Origin of the sequence: Halorubrum aquaticum (genome assembly GCF_900113615.1) — an archaeon.
Lineage (GTDB): Archaea > Halobacteriota > Halobacteria > Halobacteriales > Haloferacaceae > Halorubrum > Halorubrum aquaticum.
The window spans coordinates 63,542-81,525 of the sequence record NZ_FOPZ01000008.1; the positions used below are offsets into that span (position 1 = coordinate 63,542).

Genomic DNA, 17,984 nt, shown 5'->3' on the forward strand with positions numbered 1-17,984 from the left:
TAATTAATCGGGTCGAGGTCGGAAGGGCGCGTATGGAATCACCGAAGCGATCCCGATTGTACCACGCCGTCTGTCGCGAGTGTTTCCTCGAGGAGGTCTTCGACTCCGCGGACGCGGCCGACGCGTTCGTGACCCGCCACGTCGAGGAGACCGGCCACACGGCGCTCGCGGAACGGGTGGACTGACGAAAGACGGACTCGAGACGGAGTCGAAACGGATTCGAAAGGGTTCGGCCGCCGTCCCGACGCGTTCCGCGAGAGCCCTCAGTTCTCCCGGCGGGCGAACGCGAGGTTGCCCGAGACGTTCTTGATGTACGCTCGAACGGTGTCGCCCTCCTGCGCGCCGGGAACGAAGACGGTGTACTCGCCGCGCTCGGCGACGCCGTCGCCCTTGCGGCCCGTGCCGACGATCTCCAGCTCGTAGGTGTTGCCCTCCTCGATGGCTTCCTCCTGTCGCTGGGTGTTCGACGTCGTCTGTTTCGCGACCGGCCGGAACGCCCCGCAGGCCTCACACCGGAGCATGGGCGTCCGGTTCTCCGTCTCCAGTCGCGTGTCGGGCAGGCCACACTCGGAGCAAGTGACGAACGACTCGATGTACGAGTCGATCGCCGCCTGGAAGTCGCGCTCGCGGAAGTTCCCGCTGTAGCGCGCGCGACCGTCCTCGTACTGGCCGGCCGTCCCGAGCTCCTGTTGGATCTTCGAGTGGACGTGCTCGGGGTCGCGGCTCAACGCATCGGCGATGGCCGAGAGGTTCGTCAATCGGGTGAACGCGCCGTCCTTTTGCGTTTCGGGGTCGGGGACCGACAGCCGCTCGTCGGACCCGTCGAAGTCCGGAACCGCGTCCATCGCGCGGTCGAGGCTCGATTCGTATTCCATACGTGAGGGAACGCCGGGCCGACGGAAATCGCTTCCGGGTTTCGGAGGGGATCCTCGCTCACCTCGTCGCGTTCACAGGGCCGTCTGGAGCAGCCCGACGGCGAGGACGCAGGTGAGGAGGTAGGCGAGGACGACGAGGACGTTCCGCTTGGGAGCGTTCGTCGCCGCTCCGGGCACGTATCTCGTGAGCGAGCCGGGGGGAACTGGACGGTTCTCGGAGCGGTGATCCGGATCGTCGTTCCCGTTTTCGTCTATCACGTCCGTACGGTCCCGTCCGTGACGCTTAGCTATACACGGGGGTAATCCGGTCTAAGACGCCGTTAACGACCTCTACGCGCCGGCTCGTCTCTCTCCAACGGCTCGTTTCGTACGCCGTCCCCGAACGAGGGCCGGTCGGTCGACGATCCCGCCTCACGGGCGGTTAGGATCGGCTTTCACGGGATCCGTCCGGCGGCTTCCGCGTCGGAACCTTCGCTTACCGTCGAGTACGGTGACCCGGACGAAAAACAACCTCGGATTGGTGGCACAACAGGCTGCTCAGACTAGTAACGGTCCCTTCCCTCGTGTCTCGTGAGTGCTCGGGGTCGACACGGCGGATCGACCGTTCGGGCGTCGGTCCGCGTGCGGACCCGGGTGCTACACAGGTGACAACACCATGCAACGACGCAAACTCTTGGTCGGAATGGGATCGCTCGCCGCCGGTGGGGCGGCTACAATAGGTACTGGGGCGTTTTCATCAGCCACTGCCGAAAGGGCGATCAGCACCCAAGTTAGGACAGATAGCAATGCATATCTGGGAATCACTGGGGATTCTGACTACACCACAGAAACCAACGGGACGCTGGAGATCAATTTCGATAGCAACGGAAATGGAACCGGACTCAATGCGAATGCGACAACCGAATTCACCGATCTTCTTACCGTCACCAATCAGGGGACGGAGCTTGTGCTGGTCTGGTTGAATCTCAATGATTTGAACGCACTAATCGGTCCGGATCCCGGTACCAATGACGGTTCCTATGCCACGGCCTACCTCTCCATGCAGGCTAATGCGTTAGCAAACGGCACCGGGGGTGGCATGGATGGTGGAGATGGTACCTCCACAGGCCAAGGAACTAGCGGGGCTCCCGGGCAGTGGGGTGTGTTCGTCCCATCCGGTGAGAGCGTGGATATCGCGCTTGGGTTCTACAACATCCCTGCGGGTGATGTCGGTCAAGTATACAACGCCGATATTGAAGTGAACGCCGCTGCTGAAGATTCCGAGTACTTCAAAGACGTCGTTCCTGAGTACAGCTTCCCGAACAATCCCAGTCGACCGTACGTCCCGTAACGTACCGAAAATCATCCTTTATTCAATCCGTTCGGGCTAGTACTATTCTCGTTTGCTGTCTCAGACACTTGAAACGATCATGAGCGGAGATTCAGTTTGGACGGCCGTGTTGGATCACTGTGATCGTTTTCATAACTCGTGGGTAGGTAGTCGAGTAAACGTCCGTGAACGGCTTGAACAGTTCGCACACTGCTATAATCACCAACGACCGCATCAGTTACTGGATAAACGAACGCCATCTGTAGAGGTGCTGACCTAGACAGTACCTGTCTGAATATTGTCGAGAAAATTCGACATTTCCATGATAATCACTGTGAATTAGTGAGTATGGTTATCATGTTGAGAATAAATCTCTCCTTTCTGATTAAACGCGTTACATAACAATATGCGTCCACTTCGGATATTTCCCTGGACAGGGCGACTCGGTACAGTCGATGCCGACGACGAGTCGATCGGTCGTTGACGAGTCTCACCGGTCGAAACAGCGGTCCGGATCAGTGACGGAGGGGAGGAGAGAGGACGTGATTCAGGAGATACGGAGCCAACAACCGGACGATCCCGATCCGACATCCGATCGGGACACGACGACGGGAACAGCGCGCGAAACCGAACTCGACCGCGAGGACATCTTCGACGTACTGAGCAACGAGCGGCGGCGATACGCGATCGAGTATCTCAAGGGCCACGACGAGGGCGAGACGATCGAACTCGCCGACCTCGTCGACTACATCGCCGCCCGCGAGAACGACACCACCGTCGGGCGGGTGAGCTACAAACAGCGAAAGCGGGTGTACTCCTCGCTGCGCCAGACGCACCTGCCGAAGCTGAGCCACTGCGGACTGATCGAGTACGACCGAGACCGGGGCACGATCGCGCTCGCCGACGGAGTCAGAGAGGTCCAGATGCACTTGGAGTACGTCCCGGAGGACGACATCCCGTGGTGTTACCACTACCTCGGACTGGCGTCCGTTATGGGGGCGGTCGTCGCCCTCGTGTGGCTCGGCGTGTACCCGTTCAGCGACCTGACGACCGTCGGATTCGGGACGATCCTCACCTCGGTGTTCGGGATCTCGGCCGCGGTCCACACGATCCACACCAAGCGAAACGAACTGGGTTCGGATCTGGAGGTCGACCGATGAACCGGCGGCCGACGGACCGGCCTTCGACGCCATGACCGGCGCGTTCCGAACGCTCGCTACCGGCCTGCTCGCGGTCGGACTGGTGTTCGCTCTCGTCGGGACCGGCGGGTTCTCCTCGGCGATGACGGACCGCGAAGTGACGGTCGCGACCGCCGCCGACGAGCGCGCCTTCGTCGGCTACGACTCGCCCGACGAGATCGCGATCGGTACCGACGGGAACGCGACGAACGGAGGCGGAGCGAACCGGAGCGAAACCGTGACGCTCGTCACCGTGACGAACCGGTTCGACGTCGAGGTCGACGTCACCGAGGTCGATGTCGACGAGAAGCCCGACGACCTCAACGTTACCGTCCGACCCCCTCCGTCGGACGTGTCACCCGGCGAGTCGGGGTCCGAAGCCGTCGTGGCGGAGCTCGAATGTGCGGACGCCTTCGAAGCCGAGCGGCTGTCCGTGACGGTTCGCCTCCGGGGGAACGGCGTCGAGGCGGTCGTCTTCGGCGATACGGAGAGTCGAACCATCTCGGTTACCTGTCGGACGGGGTCCTGATACCCCGTCCGCTCCGTACCGTCCGACCCCGAGCTACTCTCGCCGTGACAGCCATCCCGAATCCCGACTCTCAAGGACGAGAGCGTTCAGAGGGCGGCTGATATCGGGGCGTCGAAGAGAAGTAGCGGGAGGTAGATTTGAACTACCGATCTCCGGGTTATGAGCCCGGCGGAATCTCCTGGCTATCCCATCCCGCTATCGTGATCAAACCGCGGTGAACTGTTAAGGGTTCTGATCCCGTCGCCGGTGTGCGGTTCGCTCCCGCACGAGTTATAAACGAATCGGGAGGGTTTCCGGCGTGAACGACGACCCTACTCCTCACCGAGCAGGCTGTCGACGAGCGCCTCCGGGTCGAACCGCGTCAGGTCGTCGTAGCCCTGGCCGGTCCCCAGAAAGAGGATCGGCTTGCCGGTGACGTACGCGACGGAGATCGCCGCGCCGCCGGAGGAGTCGGCGTCCGCCTTCGTCAACACCGCGCCGTCGATCTCGGCGGCCTCGTTGAACTCCTTCGCGCGGTTGACCGCGTCCTGTCCCGCGACCGCCTCGTCGACGAAGAGCGTCATGTCGGGGTCGACGACGCGGTCGATCTTCTCCAGTTGCGCCATCAGGTCGTCGCTCGTGTGGAGTCGACCGGCGGTGTCGCCGAGGACGACGTCAACGTCGTTCGCTCGCGCGTACTCGACGCCGTCGTAGATCACGGCCGCCGGGTCGCCGCCCTGGTCGTGGGAGATCAGCTCGCGGTCGAGCCGGTTCGCGTGCTCGGCGATCTGTTCGTTCGCGCCCGCCCGGTAGGTGTCCCCGTTCGCCAGCACCGACGAGTAGCCGCGATCCTCGAGCCACTCCGAGAGCTTGGCGATGGTCGTCGTCTTCCCGACGCCGTTGACGCCGGTGAAGACGATCGTCAACGGCTTTTCCGCCTCGGCGACTCGCTCCTCGAAGTCGAACTGCCCGACCGCGATCACGTCGAGGAGCGCGTCGTGAAGCGCCCGTTCGACCAGCTCGCCGGTCGTCTCGACCTGTTTTCGCGACTCGCCGAGCATCGTCTCACGCACCGTCTCGAGGATCTGCTCGGCGACGCTCATCTCCACGTCGCTCTCGAGAAGCGCCATCTCGAGGTCCCAGAGCGGTTCCTCCAGGTCCTCCTCCTCGATGATGATCCGGCCGGTCGCGAACGCCTTCGCGCGCTGGAAGGTGCTCGGTTCCGTCGAGCCGTCCGTCTCCTCGTCAGCCTCCTCTTCGGTCGAGGCGACGTCCGCGGAGGATCCGTCGGCGTCGGCGGCGGAGTCGGCCTCGGCCGCCGTGGCGGCGGAGTCGGACGCGGGTTCCGCGGCCGCGTCGGCTGCCGCGTCCTCTCCCTCCGGGACCTCCTCGGCGTCCGTGGATTCCTCTACGTCCTCACGAAAACTGCTCAGCTTGTCCTTCAGTCCGTCGAACACGGTCGGCTACCTCACTCGTCGCCGGACTGCTCCTGCATCTGTTGCATCTGCTGTTGTTGCATCTGCTGTTGCATCTGCTGGGCCTGCTGTTCGAGCTCCTGGCTCTCGTCTTCCAGCTCGTCGATCTCCGCTTCGGTCTCCTCGATGCGGTCATCGAGCGCGTCCTGCTTGCGGCGGAGCACGTCGATGGCGTCGTCCTGGTCCTGCTCGGCCGAGTAGTTGCCGCCGAGCGAGACGACGATCTCGTCGATGTCCTGGACTTCCGCACGGACGTACGCGCCGCCGCCGAGCGGCACCTGGACCGTCGCGCCGGTCTCGAGGGTCTCGATCGCCTCGACGGCCTCGTCGATGTCGGACTTCTCCTGGCGGTACTCCTCGACTTCCGTCTCGAGTGCCTCGATCTCCTCGTCGAGGGCCTGAAGCTCCTGGGAGAGCTGCTGGAGTTGCTGTTGTCCGCCACCCATCATGCCGCGGACACCTCCTCGATCTCGATCTGCGTGCGCTTCCGGTTGTGCTGGCTACCCACCTGCGTGTAGATGCGCTCGCGCGCGAGGTCCTCGTTCTCCGCGTCGACGTCCTTGGTGAACGGCTGGAAGCCGTCTCTGCTCTGGAACCGCCCGCTCACGGTGTAAGTACTCATGTCCCGTTATCCGGCAGGGACAGGGAAGTATCTTCCTAAAAACGGACGACGAAGCGGTGTCGGAGATCTCGGAGAGAACGGGGTCGAGAACCGCGCTATCGTCGGTCAGTCGATGAATCCGAGCGTCTCCTCGATGCGGCCCAACTCGGGGCCGGTCGTGTCCTCGCCGACGACGTAGCCGTCGTCGCTCGCGATGAGCCCGGAGCCGACGAGCGGCGCGCCGTAGTTGATCGTCCCGAGGTCGGCTCGGACGTCGAGGGCCTCCTCGACGGCCTGGAGCTCCGATTCGCGGGACTTTGGGTGACAGAGGACGCCCGTGTCGTTCGCGACCGCGGCGGTGCCGACCGTTCGAACGTCGGCCAGGTCGCCGCGATCGACGGGGACCGAGAGCGTCTCCTTGATCGTCGTGATCGCCTCGCGCGACAGGTCCGGGTGGACGTACGCGCCGTAGTCGTTGGCCAGAACGACGTTGCCGGCGGCGTTGATCCGGCCGGGGAGCTCGCTCACCTCGCGGTCGGCGGCCTCGGCGATGCGCTCCTTCTCGCGGTCGGTCGCACGTTCGGAGACGAGCACGCCGTTCTCGTTGCCGGCCGCGAGCGACCCGACGGTGTTGGAACCCCCGACGGTGGTCGCGAGCACGTCCGCGCCGAGCTCCGCACCGAGGTCCTCGGCGAGGTCGTCGTCGACGTCCGGCCTGACCAGGAGGAGGTCGTCGACGACGCGGGCGAAGACCCCCACGTACGACGAGCCGGTGAAGGTCGCCCGTAACACGTTATTCGGCGTGCTCGGCTTCGACGACCGGCTCGCCGTCCTCGACGAACCGGGCCGCGCGGACGCGGAGCTTGCTCGGCGGGTTCTGCCGGCCGTTCGCCCAGACCGCCTCGTTGACCGAGGCGTCGAGGATCACGTCCTCGCCGTCGACGGAGAAGTGTTTCGCGAGGTGCTCGCGGACGATCTTCACGGCGTAGTCGGCGCGCTGCTGGACCGGCTTCTCCTTGGCGTCGCGGAGCGGGACGGTGACGACTCGCTCCTCGAAATCACTCGTGCTCATTTACTCGTCGAGGTCGTTCCGACGCCAGTTGCGCCGCTTGGGGTTTCGCGTGACGTTCATGTCGGTCTTCATCATTACCCACGCAGGGACGCGGGTGTTCTGGCGCTCCGCCTTCGCCAGACGCTTCTTTTTGGCCTTCGATTTGTCTCCCATAGTGGGCCACACTTCCGCCGGACCGCATAAAACCCCTTCCATACGACCCCGCGTGAACGAGTCGTCACGGCGGCGGGGTGATCGACCGTCACGGCGGCGAGCCGGTCACCACTCGCGTTCCGCGAGCCCCGTGTAGATCCCGCGACACCGCTCGAGCACGTCGATCGAGACGCTCTCCGTCTCCGTGTGCGCCTCGCCGGGCTCGGAGGGCCCACACACGAGACACTCCGTGCCGGCCTCCGACAGCCACCCCGCGTCGGTGGCGTGCGGTTTGGTGACGTGATCGGGCCGGTCGAGCCCGCGCTCCTCGTGGACCTCGCCGGCGACCGAGAGCGCCGCGTCGGCGAACGCGTCATCACCGCAGCCCATCGGCGGGAGGTCTTGGTCGACGGTCCACTCGACGCCCGCGATCGACTCGGCACGCGCCAGATCGGCTCGCTCGCCGGGGACCGTCCGCTCGTCGATCGTCACCTCACACCGGTCGGGGATCACGTTCCAGGTGTCGCCGCCGTGGAACATCGTGACGACGACCGATCCCTCTACGACCTCGCCGAACACCGTCGTCTCCGGCGCGTCGAGCCCGCGGACGACGTCGACGGCGTCGGAGGCGCGGTAGACCGCGTTCTCGCCCGCCTCGGGTTCGGAGGCGTGTGCGGAGGCCCCCTCCGCGACGAGCGTCGACGCGCGTCGACCCTTGTGCGCGACGACGACGTCGGTCACGTCCGGTTTCGAGTAGTTCGTCGACCCCTCAGCGACGAGCGCGTGATCGGGAACGAACCCCTCCGCTATCGCGTGTCGTGCCCCCTCGCCGCCGGTCTCCTCGCCGACGAAGGAGGCGACCGCGAGCTCTCGACCGGCGGGCGGCGTCGCGTCTCGGAACGCGAGCAGACAGGCGGCGACCGCGCCCTTCATGTCCGCCGTCCCGCGGCCGTAGATCCGGCCGTCGCGGCGCTCGACGACGTACTCGCCGTCCGTCCCCTCGCCGGTCGTCTGTCGCTCCGCGGGCGGGACCACGTCGTGGTGGCCGACGAGCGCGAACGTCTCCGCGTCGGGATCGGTTCCCGACCCGCCGTCGAGAGGGTCCCCGCTACCGCCCGCCCGCTTGTACGCGAGCACGTTGCCGACGGCGTCGCGCTCGACGGCGGCGTCGGTCTCCGATCGGAGCCACTCCTCGATGGCGTCGCCGGCGGCGGCCTCGTCCTCGTGGGAGGGGATCGAGACCAGCCGTTCGGTCAGGTCCGCGAGTTCGCTCATACGGGCCCGTCGGAGGACGACTACTTAAATACGGCCGAGAGGCTTCGTTGAAATCCTCAGAAAATGAGAGGTTCCATCTCGGTGCGGTCAGTACAGGGAAACCTGATACAGTGCCCAGTAACAATCTTTATTGCGAATTGCCTACAACTCGCTACTAACAATGGCAACCAAAGAAGCAAACTGGGATACTCCCCTCGATACGGGCGGTGAAGCATTCGAGCTCCTCGGAAACGCCCGTAAAGCATGGATCTATACGTATATCCACCACCATCCATCAACAACAATTCAAGACATCGTCGAGACGCTCGAGCTTCCACAACGGACGGTCTACGAGTATATCGACGATCTCGAAACCGCGGGCTTCATTGACCAGTCAAACGACGGCCGCCCAGCAGAATACACGGCTCATGACATCGATCTCCAGTTAATAGATGGCGACACCAAACGGCAGATCACACCTGAGCTAGTTGAGGCGATTGCCCGTCGCACACGAGACGAAGATATCGATACGTACGTCGATCGTCACGGGTTGGATGGGCTCGCCGTCGCGCTGGAATACGCTCGCGAATACGTCGATGGATCGGTTACGCATCAGATTATGGCTCGAGAACAAGAACTCTCGTCCCTCGAAGCAGGCGTTATCTTGGATGCTCTCCGACCTGTCTTTGAGGATTAACTCGGGATGAAATACGACGAAGCCGTCGTTTTCATCGACTCGTCCGTCCTCATCAGCTGTGGTCGGCGCGAGAGTACACGCTTTCAGGCTCTTGCTCGAGAAGCTCGCCAGCGCGAAACGGTCTTTCGTATTTCGCCACAGGTGTATGCAGAGGTGACTGGGGATCCATCTCTAGATGAATACACAGCGGGTGATTCTGCTGTTGACAAAGCACTCCAAGAGGGATGGATGAAAGTAACTGAAAGCCCGTCCTATTCGGACTCGGATATCTCAACAGTGATGGATCAGGCACGGGATTCATCGCGAATGCCAGTAACCGATCAGAAGATCTCATCGAAAAAGCGGATACGGAAATGGTCGGATTAGCGCTTGAACTGCTTCGTAATGATACTGTGGATCGGGTGATACTCGTAACGAACGACATCCCACTTGGCGAAGCGGCTGAATCGTTACTCCCACAAGATGGGTCGACAATTGGCAAATCACTTGGCTTCGCGGTGGCGAACTTGCGGATGAGCTCGGCGAGGATTTTGTATCCGAATTTGACTGAGTCAGTCGTATAGCCTCTTTGAACTGGCAGAACTATCAGTGATCAATAAGCACTCTTCAGCGACCAGCCGGTTCGGACGAAAACATGTCTGAAGAAGAGGGTTTCAACGGAACCGGTCGGGAGGGCTCACGCCGGTACGGTCCGGTCACGTCGTGAACAGTTCGGTGTCGTCGGGGACCGCGAACAGCCCCATCCTGACGCCGGCGTCGAGCCAGCCGTAGCCGTACGAGTAGGACGCGAGCGCGTTGACCGGGTCGCCGTTCGCCCGGAAGTGGCGGCCGTCCTCCAGGTAGGACGCCGCCATCTCGGCGACGTCGGCGGCGGCGTCACCGAGCGGGGTGTCCGCCGGCGGTCGGGGGTCCGCCGCGTCGAGTGCGTCGGCGAGCATCCGCTCGTACCGGTCCGTCTTCTCCTCGAGGTCGGCGCTCATACCGTTCCGTTCGCGGGGACGACCAAAAGTCATCGTCACTCCCATCACCTCCTCGCCCGGCGTCCCGGTTTCCCCACCCTCCCCGCCTCGGTTTCCGCTCAGCGGCGTCCTTTGATCATTCGAGTGAATGACGGATCCCTTTTCGGTCGAGCGACGACGTGTTCCCGGTCGGTGTGCCTCTGACAAACACGTCCGACCGCATCTTTTTCGAACGTCCTCGGTTCACGTCCGATCGCTACGTTCCGGACCGAACACGGAGCTATAGGACCCTCCGGCGTGTAGTCGACGGCATGTCCGAGCCCGACGTCGTCGAGTCGACCGACGAGATCGAGCGCGCGCCTCGCCGAACGGGGCGGCATGACTGACCGGCTGCGCCGCCTCGAGCGCTGGTTCCTGTTGCGCGCGAACCGGTTCCTCGTCGCCGGGACGCTGACCGCGGCCGTGTTCGTCGCGTTCGTGCTCGTCGTCTCCGAGCTCCCTCCGCCGTTCGTCGAGCGGATGAGTTCGAGCGACCCGGTCGAGACGCTGTTCGGAACGATGATCACGGTCGTCGTGACCGGGACGACGCTCGTCGTCACGATCGGCCAACTCGTACTCACCCAGGAGAACGGCCCGCTCGGCGACCAACAGGACCGAATGCGCAACTCGATGGACGTGCGGGAGTCCATGGCCGAACTGATCGGCTCCCCCGTCTCGACGGACCCCGCCGTCTTCCTCGGCGACATCGTCGAGACCGTCGCCGACCGGGCCGAGGAGCTTCGGACGTCCGTCGGCGGCTCGGACGACGGCGACTTCGGGAACGAGATCGAGGCGTTCACCGAGGACGTCGTCCAGAACGCAGGCGCGGTGACGGAACGACTCGACGGCGCTCGATTCGGTTCCTTCGACGTGGTCTCGGCCGCGCTCCACTTCGATTACAGCCGGAAGCTCGCGCGGATCGAGCACCTCTCGGCCGAGTACGAGGGGTCGATCTCGGAGAACGAGCACGTGCTGCTCGACGATCTGGGGGCGCTGTTGTCGCTTTACGGTCCGGCACGGGAACACGTCAAGACGCTGTACTTCCAGTGGGCGCTCATCGCCCTCTCACAGCAGATCCTCTACGCGGCCGTGCCCGCCGTGGTCGTCGCCGGCGTCACCCTCACGGTCGTCGACGCCACGACGTTCCCGGGAGTGACGCTCGGGATCGACCACGTCGTCGTCGCGGTCGGAGCGGCGTTCGCCGTGACGCTACTTCCGTTCATGCTGTTCGTCTCGTACGTCCTCCGGATCCTCACGGTCGCGAAGTGGACGCTCGCCATCGAACCGCTGGTCCTACGGGACGAGTGACCAGGTCCGCGTTCCCTCCTCCCCTCGACATGAAAGCCGACGTTTTATATCCCGGCTGAGCGATGGCTCTCGCATGAGCATCGGGAAGATCCTCAGCGGAGAAGACCTCACCATGCGACGCGCGGGGATCATCATGGTCGGCTGGATCGCGTTCGTCTGTATCGTCTCGGTTCTGCTCCTCCTCTTCACGGCATTCAGAGTCTGAAACGCCGGCCGCCCCGCAGTTCGAGACCCGAACCGACCGGGAACACGTCGACGGACCCGAGAGGCCTCGACGGACCCGAGAGGCCTCGACGGACCCGAGAGGCCTCGACGAGCCCGAGACACCGTCTATTTGTGCGTCGCTCCCGTACCGTTCCCATGAGCACCGGATCGACGGCGACGCTTCACACGGCCCCACGATCGGCGGTCAGCCAGGACCAGGGGAAGTTCCGCACGCGGTTCAACTTCCCCGGCCGGCTCCGTCCCGACCACGACGACCACGGGTACGGCCCCCTCTCGACGGTCGTCGAGTCGTTCATGGACCCGGGAACGCTGATCCCGATGCACCAACACCGCAACGAGGAGATCGTCTCGTGGGTGCCCGCGGGCGTGATGCGTCACGACGACCGCCTGGGCAACGAGCTCGTCACCGACGCCGACCACCTCATGGTTATGAACGCCGGCGATGGGTTCTGGCACGAGGAGCGCACCCTCGCCGACGACCCGCCCCTGCGCATGCTCCAGATCTTCGTTCGCCCGCACGAACTCGACCTCCCCTCGGGGATCCAGCACGAGCCGATCCCGGAGCCGGTCGCTGGCGAGTGGCGACACCTGTTCGGTCCCGAAGGTTCCGACGCCCCGCTTTCGGTCCGCAACGAGGTCCACCTCCACGACGTCCGCCTCGAGGCGGGCCAGCAGGTCGATCTCCCAACCGAGGACGGCTGGGACACGTACTTCTACGTGTTCGACGGGACCGTCTCCGGGGGCGGCGAGACCCTCGAACCGACCGAGAGCGGGCTGCTCGTCGGCGACGGGGCCGAACTCACGCTGACCGCCGACGCCGACGCGACGCTCGTCGCGTTCCGCATCGACCCCGACGCGCCGGTCACCCGCCAGGGGACGATCGGCCGCTGACCCGGCACGGGACGATCGACGGATCGGGGAGCGGTACGGTTTTGTCGATCCGTCGGCTCGACCGACCATGGATACGGGCGCCATCCGTTCGGTCCTCGCGGGATCGAAGGTCAGGATCGCTCTCCTCGGGATACTCGTCGTCGTCGGGAGCGTCGGCGGGGCGTTCGCGCTCGGCGTGCTCGGGACGCCGAGCGTCGCGGCGGTCGACAACACGTTCGGCGACGTCACGGCGGCGGAGACGACCATCGAGACGGACCTCGTCGTCTCGAACCCCAACCCCGTCGGGATCGGGCTCGGCGGCGTCTCGGTGAACTACACGGTCTCGATGAACTCGATCGAGATGGCACAGGGCGGGCGCGAGGGGATCCGGATCGGAACCGGGAACTCCACGCTGGCGTTCGAGACCCGGATGCGAAACGACGCGATCCCGGCGTGGTGGACCAGCCACCTCCGAAACGACGAACGGACGACCGTCGAGATCGACGCGACCGCCGCCTCGGACCGGCTCGGACGGGGCGTGGACTTCACTCGAACCCGCGGGATCGAGACGGACCTCCTCGGCGCGTTCGACTCCGAGGAGACGCGGCCGGTGAACGCCGGGAGCCCCCTCGTCGACGACCCGGTACTCTACGTCAACGAGACGCGCGGCCGGTGGGGATCGGTCTCCGAGGCCGAGACGCCGATCGACATGGCGTTCGTGGTCTACAACCCGAACCTCGAGCCCTACGTCGTCACCGAGATCGGCTACGACGTCACGATGAACGACGTCGAGATGGGATCCGGACGGACCGACGAGGAGTACGTGATCCCCTCTCGGAGCTCCGAGACCGTCGAGCTCACTACGGTCCTCGACAACGAGCGACTCGACGAGTGGTGGGTCACCCACCTCGACGAGGAGGTTCACGCCCACCAAGTGAGCGAGCTCCGGATCGAGTTCTACGTCGTGATCGAGGGCCCGACCGGCGAGGAACTCACCGTTCCGCTGGACGCACTCACCTACGAGGAGACGATCGAGACCGACGTCTTCGACGAGGGCGAGGACGTCCGCGACTCCACGAGCGCGAGCGACGGTGGAACCGAAACCGGCGGCGACGGCGGCTCCACCGACGCGGACGGTGGATCTTCCGACGACGGCACGACCGACGGCAGCACCGACGACGGAAACGAGACGGGCTCTGACGACGACGGCGTCCTCCCGCTGTGATGGACGGGGAACTCGAACGCTCAGCTCCCGCCGTGCCGCTGTAACAGAAGCGTCGCGACGCCGAAGGCGAGGCCGCCGAACGTTCCCGTGACGACGGCGTCGACCGCGCGTCCGTCGGCGAAGGTGAACTCGACGACGCCCGCGACGACGATCCAGACGACGACGGTCGAGAGGAGGTACCGAAGCGGGTTCGAGCGATCGAGATCGAGGGAGGGCGTCATCCCGAGAACTCGGTCTCGCTCACCCGGACGACGAGCGTCTCCTCCACGTCACGGAGGTCGTACTCGGGGGTCTCGCCCTGCGTCCGACGGACGAACAGCGGCTCGACCGGCTCGCCGTCGACGAGTCCGAACACCTTCAGTCGCTGGTCGGTCTCCTCGGGCGGCACCTCGCCGTCGCGGACCTCGCGTGCGAGGTCACGGGAGAGCCACTCGGTTCGGGAGACGGACGGTTCCAGGACGATCGCCTCGGCGACGAAGCGGACGAGATACCACTCGAGGTCGTTGAGAAGCGACACCGCCGAGCCGAGGCTCACGGTGTCGACGGCGACGCTGTTCGCGAACGGCTCGGCGATCTCGTAGGTCGCGAGCGCTTCCCGCGCGGTCTCGCGGGACAGCAACTCGTAGCTCAGGTTCACGTCGGACTCGCCGAGGAGACACACCCGCGTCACGTCCGACGACTCGCGGGGACCTCCCAAATCGGTTCCGGTCGACGAACCCAACTGATTTATGTCCTTCTTCGTATGGGTATCCGTGTCGTCCCCACGTGAACGGGTCCGTCCACAGCACGCCGTGTACCTGTTGGGCCTCCTCTCTCTCGGACTCGGGATCGTTCACCTCCTCACGGAGGGCGAGGGGTTCGGGACGGTCCTCGAGGCGTTGGTGATCTGTAGCCTCTCCGCGTTCGTTCTCTTCACCGGGTACGAGTTCCCGGACCGACCGATCTCTCGAGCCGGCCGGTGGCGAGCGGTCCGGTTGGCGGTCGGCGTGACGGTCGCGTTCGCGCTTCTGGCGCTCGCCGTCTGGAGCATCTGGATGCTGGAGGGCCACTCGGACCAGTTCTCGTTTCTCCTCTCGTTCGCGACTGCCCTCGGGGCGACGGTCGGGATCCGGGGCGCGATCCACGCGGTCGAGTCCGAGGAGCGGCTCGAGGAGGCCGAGGACCTGACGAAGCTCCTGACTATCAACCAGCGCGTCCTCCGGCACAACCTTCGAAACGAGCTCTCGATCGCGCTCGGACACCTGGACAACGTCGAGTCCGCCGACCGCTCGACAGACACGAGCGAGGACGTACGCGTCATTCGGGATCATCTGGAGCGGCTGCTCGAGACGACCGATCGAACCCGTGAGATCGTGTCGATATGGAACGCCCATCGGACCGTCGAGCACCGCCTCACGTCGCTGGTCGAGGAGCGGATCGCTCGGGTTCGAGAGACGCACCAGGACGTCGAGATCGCGACGCGCTTCGAGGCGGACCCCCGCGTTCGCTCACATCCCGCGCTCGGAAGAGCGGTCGAGGAGGCGCTGCGGAACGCGATCGAGCACACGCCGTCCGACGCGTCGGTCTCCGTCACCGTTCACACGGACTCGACGGGGAGCGCGGTCCTGGAGGTCGCCGACACGGGCGAGGGGATCCCGAAACACGACCTCGACGCGATCGGGAGCCCGGCCGAGACGCCGCTCGTTCACACCCAGGGGCTCGGCCTCTGGATACTCTACTGGACCCTGAAGGCGTCCGATGGAACGCTCGAACTGGTCGAGAACCGGCCCACCGGAACGATCGTCCGGATGACGTTTCCGACGGAACAGTAGCGCGCAAGCGAATCGCGAGGACGTGACGGGCGCGCGAACTCAGAACGTCGAGACGTCGCCGTCGATGACCCGGCGGGTCACGCCGGTGACGTCGGCGAGCTCGTCGTCGACGATCGCGACGACCTCCTCTTCGATCGCCGACAGCTCGACGCCTTCCTCGGTGACGATCTGCGCGTCGGCGACGTGGGGCTCGTCGATCGGGCGACCGATCTGCGAGAGCAATCGGATCTGGAGGTCGCGGATCCCGTCGACCTCGTCGGTGACCGTCTCCGCGACGTGCGTCGACAGCAGGTTGTAGATCTTCCCGATGTGGTTGACCGGGTTCTTCCCGGAGGTGGCCTCCATCGACATCGGGCGGTTGGGGGTGATGAGCCCGTTCGCGCGGTTGCCACGCCCGACGGAGCCGTCGTCGCCCTGTTCGGCCGACGTGCCCGTGACGGTGAGGTAGATCGATCCCTCCTCGTAGTCGTCGGCCGTGTTGACGTCGACGTTGACCTCCCGGTCCGTGTGGTCCTCGGCGAGGCCGGTCACGAACTCGCGGACGCCGTTCACGGCGTCGTCGTACTCCTCGAGGTCCGCGACGTGGGCGTCCACCATCGCGGCCGCGACCGTGATGTCGATGCGGTCGCCCTCGCGTTTGCCCATCACCTTCACGTCGGGGCCGAGTTCGGGGTGGTCGGCGTAGTAGGTCGTGTTGAGCTCGCGTTCGGTCTCGCGGACGATCGTCTCGGTCTCGGTCAGCGGGGCGTGGCCCACGCCGAAGGAGGTGTCGTTGGCCATCGGGACCTCCTGGGTCTCCTCGCCGAAGACGTCCTGGAGGTCGCCGGAGCCCTCGCCGAGCCTGACGTCGACGACCACGTCCGTCCCGTACTCGAGCTCCGGGAGCGCCTCCGAGAGGTACTCACGGGCGGCCGCGAGCGCGGTCGAGTCCACCGGGAGCTGCCGCCCCTCGTACTCCTTCGTGGCGCGGCCGACGATCAGGATGTAGATCGGCTCGACGACCTCGCCGCCGCCGAACGCCGGGGCGGCGCGACCCGCGACGAGCTGCGTCTCGTCGGTGTTGTAGTGGAGGACCTTCCCGACGCGGCCGAGGTAGAGCTGTGAGAGCGCACGGGAGACCGACTCCGCGAGACCGTCACAGATCGAGTCCGGGTGTCCGATACCCTTCCGCTCGACGATCTCGACCTCCTGGTCCTCGACCGCTCGTCGGTCGAGGCGGCTGACTTGGATGTTCCGGCTCATGTCGACACCGTCGTGTCCCGGCGGCAGTATAACTTGCGGAAACCACTCGCGACCGAATAATGTCCGTTAGTAATTACCTACTGGAGGGCCTCGTACGCCTCCGCCATCGTCGAGATCGCCTCTCGGAGGTCCTCCTCGTCGGTCGCGTACGAGACGCGCGCGTGCCCTCGTCCGCCCTCCCCGAACGCCTCGCCGGGGACGACGATCACGCCGCGGTCGAGACACTCCTCGACGAACCCCTCGGGGACCCGGGGCATCGCGTAGAACGCGCCCTGCGGGACCGGACACTCGATGCCGGCGTCCGCGAACCCCTCGAGGAGGACGTCACGGCGGCGCTCGAAGGAGTCGGTCATCTCCTCGACGACGTCGCGGTCGCCGCGCAGCGCGGCCTCGGCCGCGTACTGGGCGGGTGCCGAGGCGCACGCCTGTGCGTACTGATGGACGCGGACCATCCGATCGACCCGCTCCGCGGAGCCGTACACCCACCCCAGCCGCCAGCCGGTCATCGAGAACAGCTTCGAGGCGGAGTTGACGACGACGACGCTGTCCTCCTCGGCGAACTCCATCGGCGAGTAGTGCTCGCCCTCGAAGACGGTGTACTCGTACACCTCGTCGGAGATACAGAGCACGTCGTGTTCGTCGGCGATCCGCGCGAACTCCCGAACGTCCTCCTCGGAGGAGACCGCCCCGGTCGGGTTTCCGGGCGAGTTGACGACGAACGCGACGGTGTCGTCCGTGATCGCGGCCTCGACCGCGGCGGGATCGAGCGTGAGGTCCTCGCGCAGGGTGACCGGAACCGGTTCCCCGCCCGCCAGCTTCGTCAGCGCGTCGTAGGAGACGAATCCGGGGTCGGGGATGACCACCTCGTCGCCGGCGCTCACGTGCGCCTCCATGGCGAGGTGGAGCGCCTCGCTGCCGCCCGCGGTGGCGACGACGTTCGCCGGATCGAGGTCGACGCCCTGGTCGGCGCGGTGCTTCTCGGCTATCGCCTCCCGGAGCGGGGCGATCCCCTTGTTGGCGGTGTAGGCGTCGGCCTTTCCCGCCTCGATGGCGTCGACGGCCGCCCGTCGGGCGTGTTCCGGCGTCGGGAAGTCCGGCTGTCCGATGCCGAGGTTGATCGCGTCGTCGCCGGCCGCCTCGAACACCTCGCGGATCCCGCTTATCTCGACCCGTTCGATCCTGTCGGAGAACTTCGGCATGGCGT

The 17,984-nt window shown here is 65.3% G+C and carries 24 protein-coding genes, 1 tRNA gene and 1 pseudogene; 11 read left to right on the plus strand and 15 right to left on the minus strand.

Annotated features, from left to right (window positions below; all coding sequences use genetic code 11):
- Positions 1-32 precede the first annotated feature (32 nt).
- Entirely contained in the window at positions 33-185 is a 153-nt protein-coding gene (locus F3H10_RS16075; RefSeq protein WP_188127908.1) for a hypothetical protein, read from the plus strand.
- 78 nt (positions 186-263) lie between these two features.
- Here F3H10_RS16075 and F3H10_RS08700 read toward each other — a convergent pair whose 3' ends face one another.
- Together F3H10_RS08700 and F3H10_RS08705 are read right to left on the minus strand one after the other, a co-directional pair.
- Entirely contained in the window at positions 264-875 is a 612-nt protein-coding gene (locus F3H10_RS08700; protein WP_149784388.1) for a translation initiation factor IF-2 subunit beta, read from the minus strand.
- A gap of 72 nt (positions 876-947) precedes the next feature.
- Positions 948-1,133: a hypothetical protein gene (locus F3H10_RS08705; RefSeq protein WP_149784389.1), complete on the minus strand. Its 186-nt coding sequence runs from the start codon at positions 1,131-1,133 to the stop codon at positions 948-950.
- Positions 1,134-1,530: 397 nt separating this feature from the next.
- On the opposite strand from F3H10_RS08705, the gene F3H10_RS08710 reads away from it, so the two are divergent.
- The 4 genes and pseudogenes from F3H10_RS08710 (at position 1,531) to F3H10_RS08725 (ending at position 3,891) form a co-directional block, all read left to right on the plus strand.
- Positions 1,531-2,205 carry a hypothetical protein gene (locus F3H10_RS08710; RefSeq protein WP_149784390.1) on the plus strand — a complete coding sequence of 225 codons (675 nt, stop codon included), beginning with the start codon at positions 1,531-1,533 and terminating at the stop codon, positions 2,203-2,205.
- 121 nt (positions 2,206-2,326) lie between these two features.
- Positions 2,327-2,464, plus strand: a pseudogene (locus F3H10_RS08715) (integrase core domain-containing protein); the annotation flags it as partial.
- Positions 2,465-2,726: 262 nt separating this feature from the next.
- Entirely contained in the window at positions 2,727-3,344 is a 618-nt protein-coding gene (locus F3H10_RS08720) for a DUF7344 domain-containing protein (protein WP_223174276.1), read from the plus strand.
- A 31-nt stretch (positions 3,345-3,375) separates the two neighbouring features.
- Positions 3,376-3,891, plus strand: coding sequence for a hypothetical protein (locus F3H10_RS08725; protein ID WP_149784392.1), 516 nt, complete (start codon positions 3,376-3,378; stop codon positions 3,889-3,891).
- 122 nt (positions 3,892-4,013) lie between these two features.
- On the opposite strand, the gene F3H10_RS08730 is transcribed toward F3H10_RS08725, so the two are convergent.
- The 8 genes from F3H10_RS08730 to F3H10_RS08765 form a co-directional block, all read right to left on the minus strand.
- Positions 4,014-4,088 (minus strand) — tRNA-Met (locus F3H10_RS08730).
- A gap of 114 nt (positions 4,089-4,202) precedes the next feature.
- Positions 4,203-5,327 carry a signal recognition particle-docking protein FtsY gene (gene ftsY, locus F3H10_RS08735; protein WP_149784393.1) on the minus strand — a complete coding sequence of 375 codons (1,125 nt, stop codon included), beginning with the start codon at positions 5,325-5,327 and terminating at the stop codon, positions 4,203-4,205.
- An 11-nt stretch (positions 5,328-5,338) separates the two neighbouring features.
- Positions 5,339-5,791 carry a prefoldin subunit alpha gene (gene pfdA, locus F3H10_RS08740; RefSeq protein ID WP_149784438.1) on the minus strand — a complete coding sequence of 151 codons (453 nt, stop codon included), beginning with the start codon at positions 5,789-5,791 and terminating at the stop codon, positions 5,339-5,341.
- Positions 5,791-5,967, minus strand: coding sequence for a 50S ribosomal protein L18Ae (gene rpl18a, locus F3H10_RS08745; protein ID WP_142985973.1), 177 nt, complete (start codon positions 5,965-5,967; stop codon positions 5,791-5,793). The genes pfdA and rpl18a overlap by 1 nt, the downstream gene beginning before the upstream one ends.
- Positions 5,968-6,072: 105 nt before the next feature.
- Positions 6,073-6,738, minus strand: coding sequence for a translation initiation factor IF-6 (locus tag F3H10_RS08750; protein WP_149784394.1), 666 nt, complete (start codon positions 6,736-6,738; stop codon positions 6,073-6,075).
- A gap of 1 nt (position 6,739) precedes the next feature.
- Positions 6,740-7,018 carry a 50S ribosomal protein L31e gene (locus F3H10_RS08755; protein WP_066415670.1) on the minus strand — a complete coding sequence of 93 codons (279 nt, stop codon included), beginning with the start codon at positions 7,016-7,018 and terminating at the stop codon, positions 6,740-6,742.
- The gene (locus F3H10_RS08760) at positions 7,019-7,171 is read right to left on the minus strand and encodes a 50S ribosomal protein L39e (protein WP_023498294.1); all 153 of its coding nucleotides are present in this window, start codon (positions 7,169-7,171) and stop codon (positions 7,019-7,021) included.
- A gap of 105 nt (positions 7,172-7,276) precedes the next feature.
- Positions 7,277-8,425: a M20 family metallopeptidase gene (locus F3H10_RS08765; RefSeq protein ID WP_149784395.1), complete on the minus strand. Its 1,149-nt coding sequence runs from the start codon at positions 8,423-8,425 to the stop codon at positions 7,277-7,279.
- A 160-nt stretch (positions 8,426-8,585) separates the two neighbouring features.
- Here F3H10_RS08765 and F3H10_RS08770 point away from each other — a divergent pair, with 160 nt between their 5' ends.
- Positions 8,586-9,101 carry a winged helix-turn-helix domain-containing protein gene (locus F3H10_RS08770; RefSeq protein ID WP_149784396.1) on the plus strand — a complete coding sequence of 172 codons (516 nt, stop codon included), beginning with the start codon at positions 8,586-8,588 and terminating at the stop codon, positions 9,099-9,101.
- 695 nt (positions 9,102-9,796) lie between these two features.
- Here the strand turns inward: F3H10_RS08770 and F3H10_RS08780 are convergent.
- A complete protein-coding gene (locus F3H10_RS08780; RefSeq protein ID WP_149784397.1) occupies positions 9,797-10,081 on the minus strand; it encodes a DUF357 domain-containing protein in 285 nt (94 codons plus the stop codon).
- Between the two features lie 357 nt (positions 10,082-10,438).
- Here F3H10_RS08780 and F3H10_RS08785 point away from each other — a divergent pair, with 357 nt between their 5' ends.
- The 4 genes from F3H10_RS08785 (at position 10,439) to F3H10_RS08795 (ending at position 13,727) form a co-directional block, all read left to right on the plus strand.
- On the plus strand, positions 10,439-11,407 hold the full coding sequence (locus F3H10_RS08785; protein WP_149784398.1) for a hypothetical protein: 969 nt from the start codon (positions 10,439-10,441) through the stop codon (positions 11,405-11,407).
- Positions 11,408-11,480: 73 nt separating this feature from the next.
- Complete coding sequence (locus F3H10_RS16455; protein ID WP_262488567.1) at positions 11,481-11,612, plus strand: hypothetical protein; 132 nt, start codon at positions 11,481-11,483, stop codon at positions 11,610-11,612.
- Between the two features lie 155 nt (positions 11,613-11,767).
- Complete coding sequence (locus F3H10_RS08790; RefSeq protein WP_149784399.1) at positions 11,768-12,523, plus strand: pirin family protein; 756 nt, start codon at positions 11,768-11,770, stop codon at positions 12,521-12,523.
- A gap of 67 nt (positions 12,524-12,590) precedes the next feature.
- Positions 12,591-13,727, plus strand: a complete 1,137-nt coding sequence (locus tag F3H10_RS08795) for an LEA type 2 family protein (protein WP_149784400.1) — start codon at positions 12,591-12,593, stop codon at positions 13,725-13,727.
- Between the two features lie 20 nt (positions 13,728-13,747).
- Here the strand turns inward: F3H10_RS08795 and F3H10_RS08800 are convergent, their stop codons facing one another.
- Complete coding sequence (locus F3H10_RS08800) at positions 13,748-13,948, minus strand: hypothetical protein (RefSeq protein ID WP_149784401.1); 201 nt, start codon at positions 13,946-13,948, stop codon at positions 13,748-13,750.
- Positions 13,945-14,397, minus strand: coding sequence for a DUF5804 family protein (locus F3H10_RS08805; protein WP_149784402.1), 453 nt, complete (start codon positions 14,395-14,397; stop codon positions 13,945-13,947). The genes F3H10_RS08800 and F3H10_RS08805 overlap by 4 nt, the downstream gene beginning before the upstream one ends.
- Positions 14,398-14,479: 82 nt before the next feature.
- On the opposite strand from F3H10_RS08805, the gene F3H10_RS08810 reads away from it, so the two are divergent.
- Positions 14,480-15,538, plus strand: a complete 1,059-nt coding sequence (locus F3H10_RS08810; RefSeq protein ID WP_188127909.1) for a sensor histidine kinase — start codon at positions 14,480-14,482, stop codon at positions 15,536-15,538.
- A 39-nt stretch (positions 15,539-15,577) separates the two neighbouring features.
- On the opposite strand, the gene F3H10_RS08815 is transcribed toward F3H10_RS08810, so the two are convergent.
- Both F3H10_RS08815 and F3H10_RS08820 read right to left on the minus strand, forming a co-directional pair.
- The gene (locus F3H10_RS08815) at positions 15,578-16,780 is read right to left on the minus strand and encodes a methionine adenosyltransferase (RefSeq protein ID WP_149784404.1); all 1,203 of its coding nucleotides are present in this window, start codon (positions 16,778-16,780) and stop codon (positions 15,578-15,580) included.
- A 77-nt stretch (positions 16,781-16,857) separates the two neighbouring features.
- The gene (locus F3H10_RS08820) at positions 16,858-17,979 is read right to left on the minus strand and encodes a pyridoxal phosphate-dependent aminotransferase (protein WP_149784405.1); all 1,122 of its coding nucleotides are present in this window, start codon (positions 17,977-17,979) and stop codon (positions 16,858-16,860) included.
- Between the last annotated feature and the right edge of the window lie 5 nt (positions 17,980-17,984).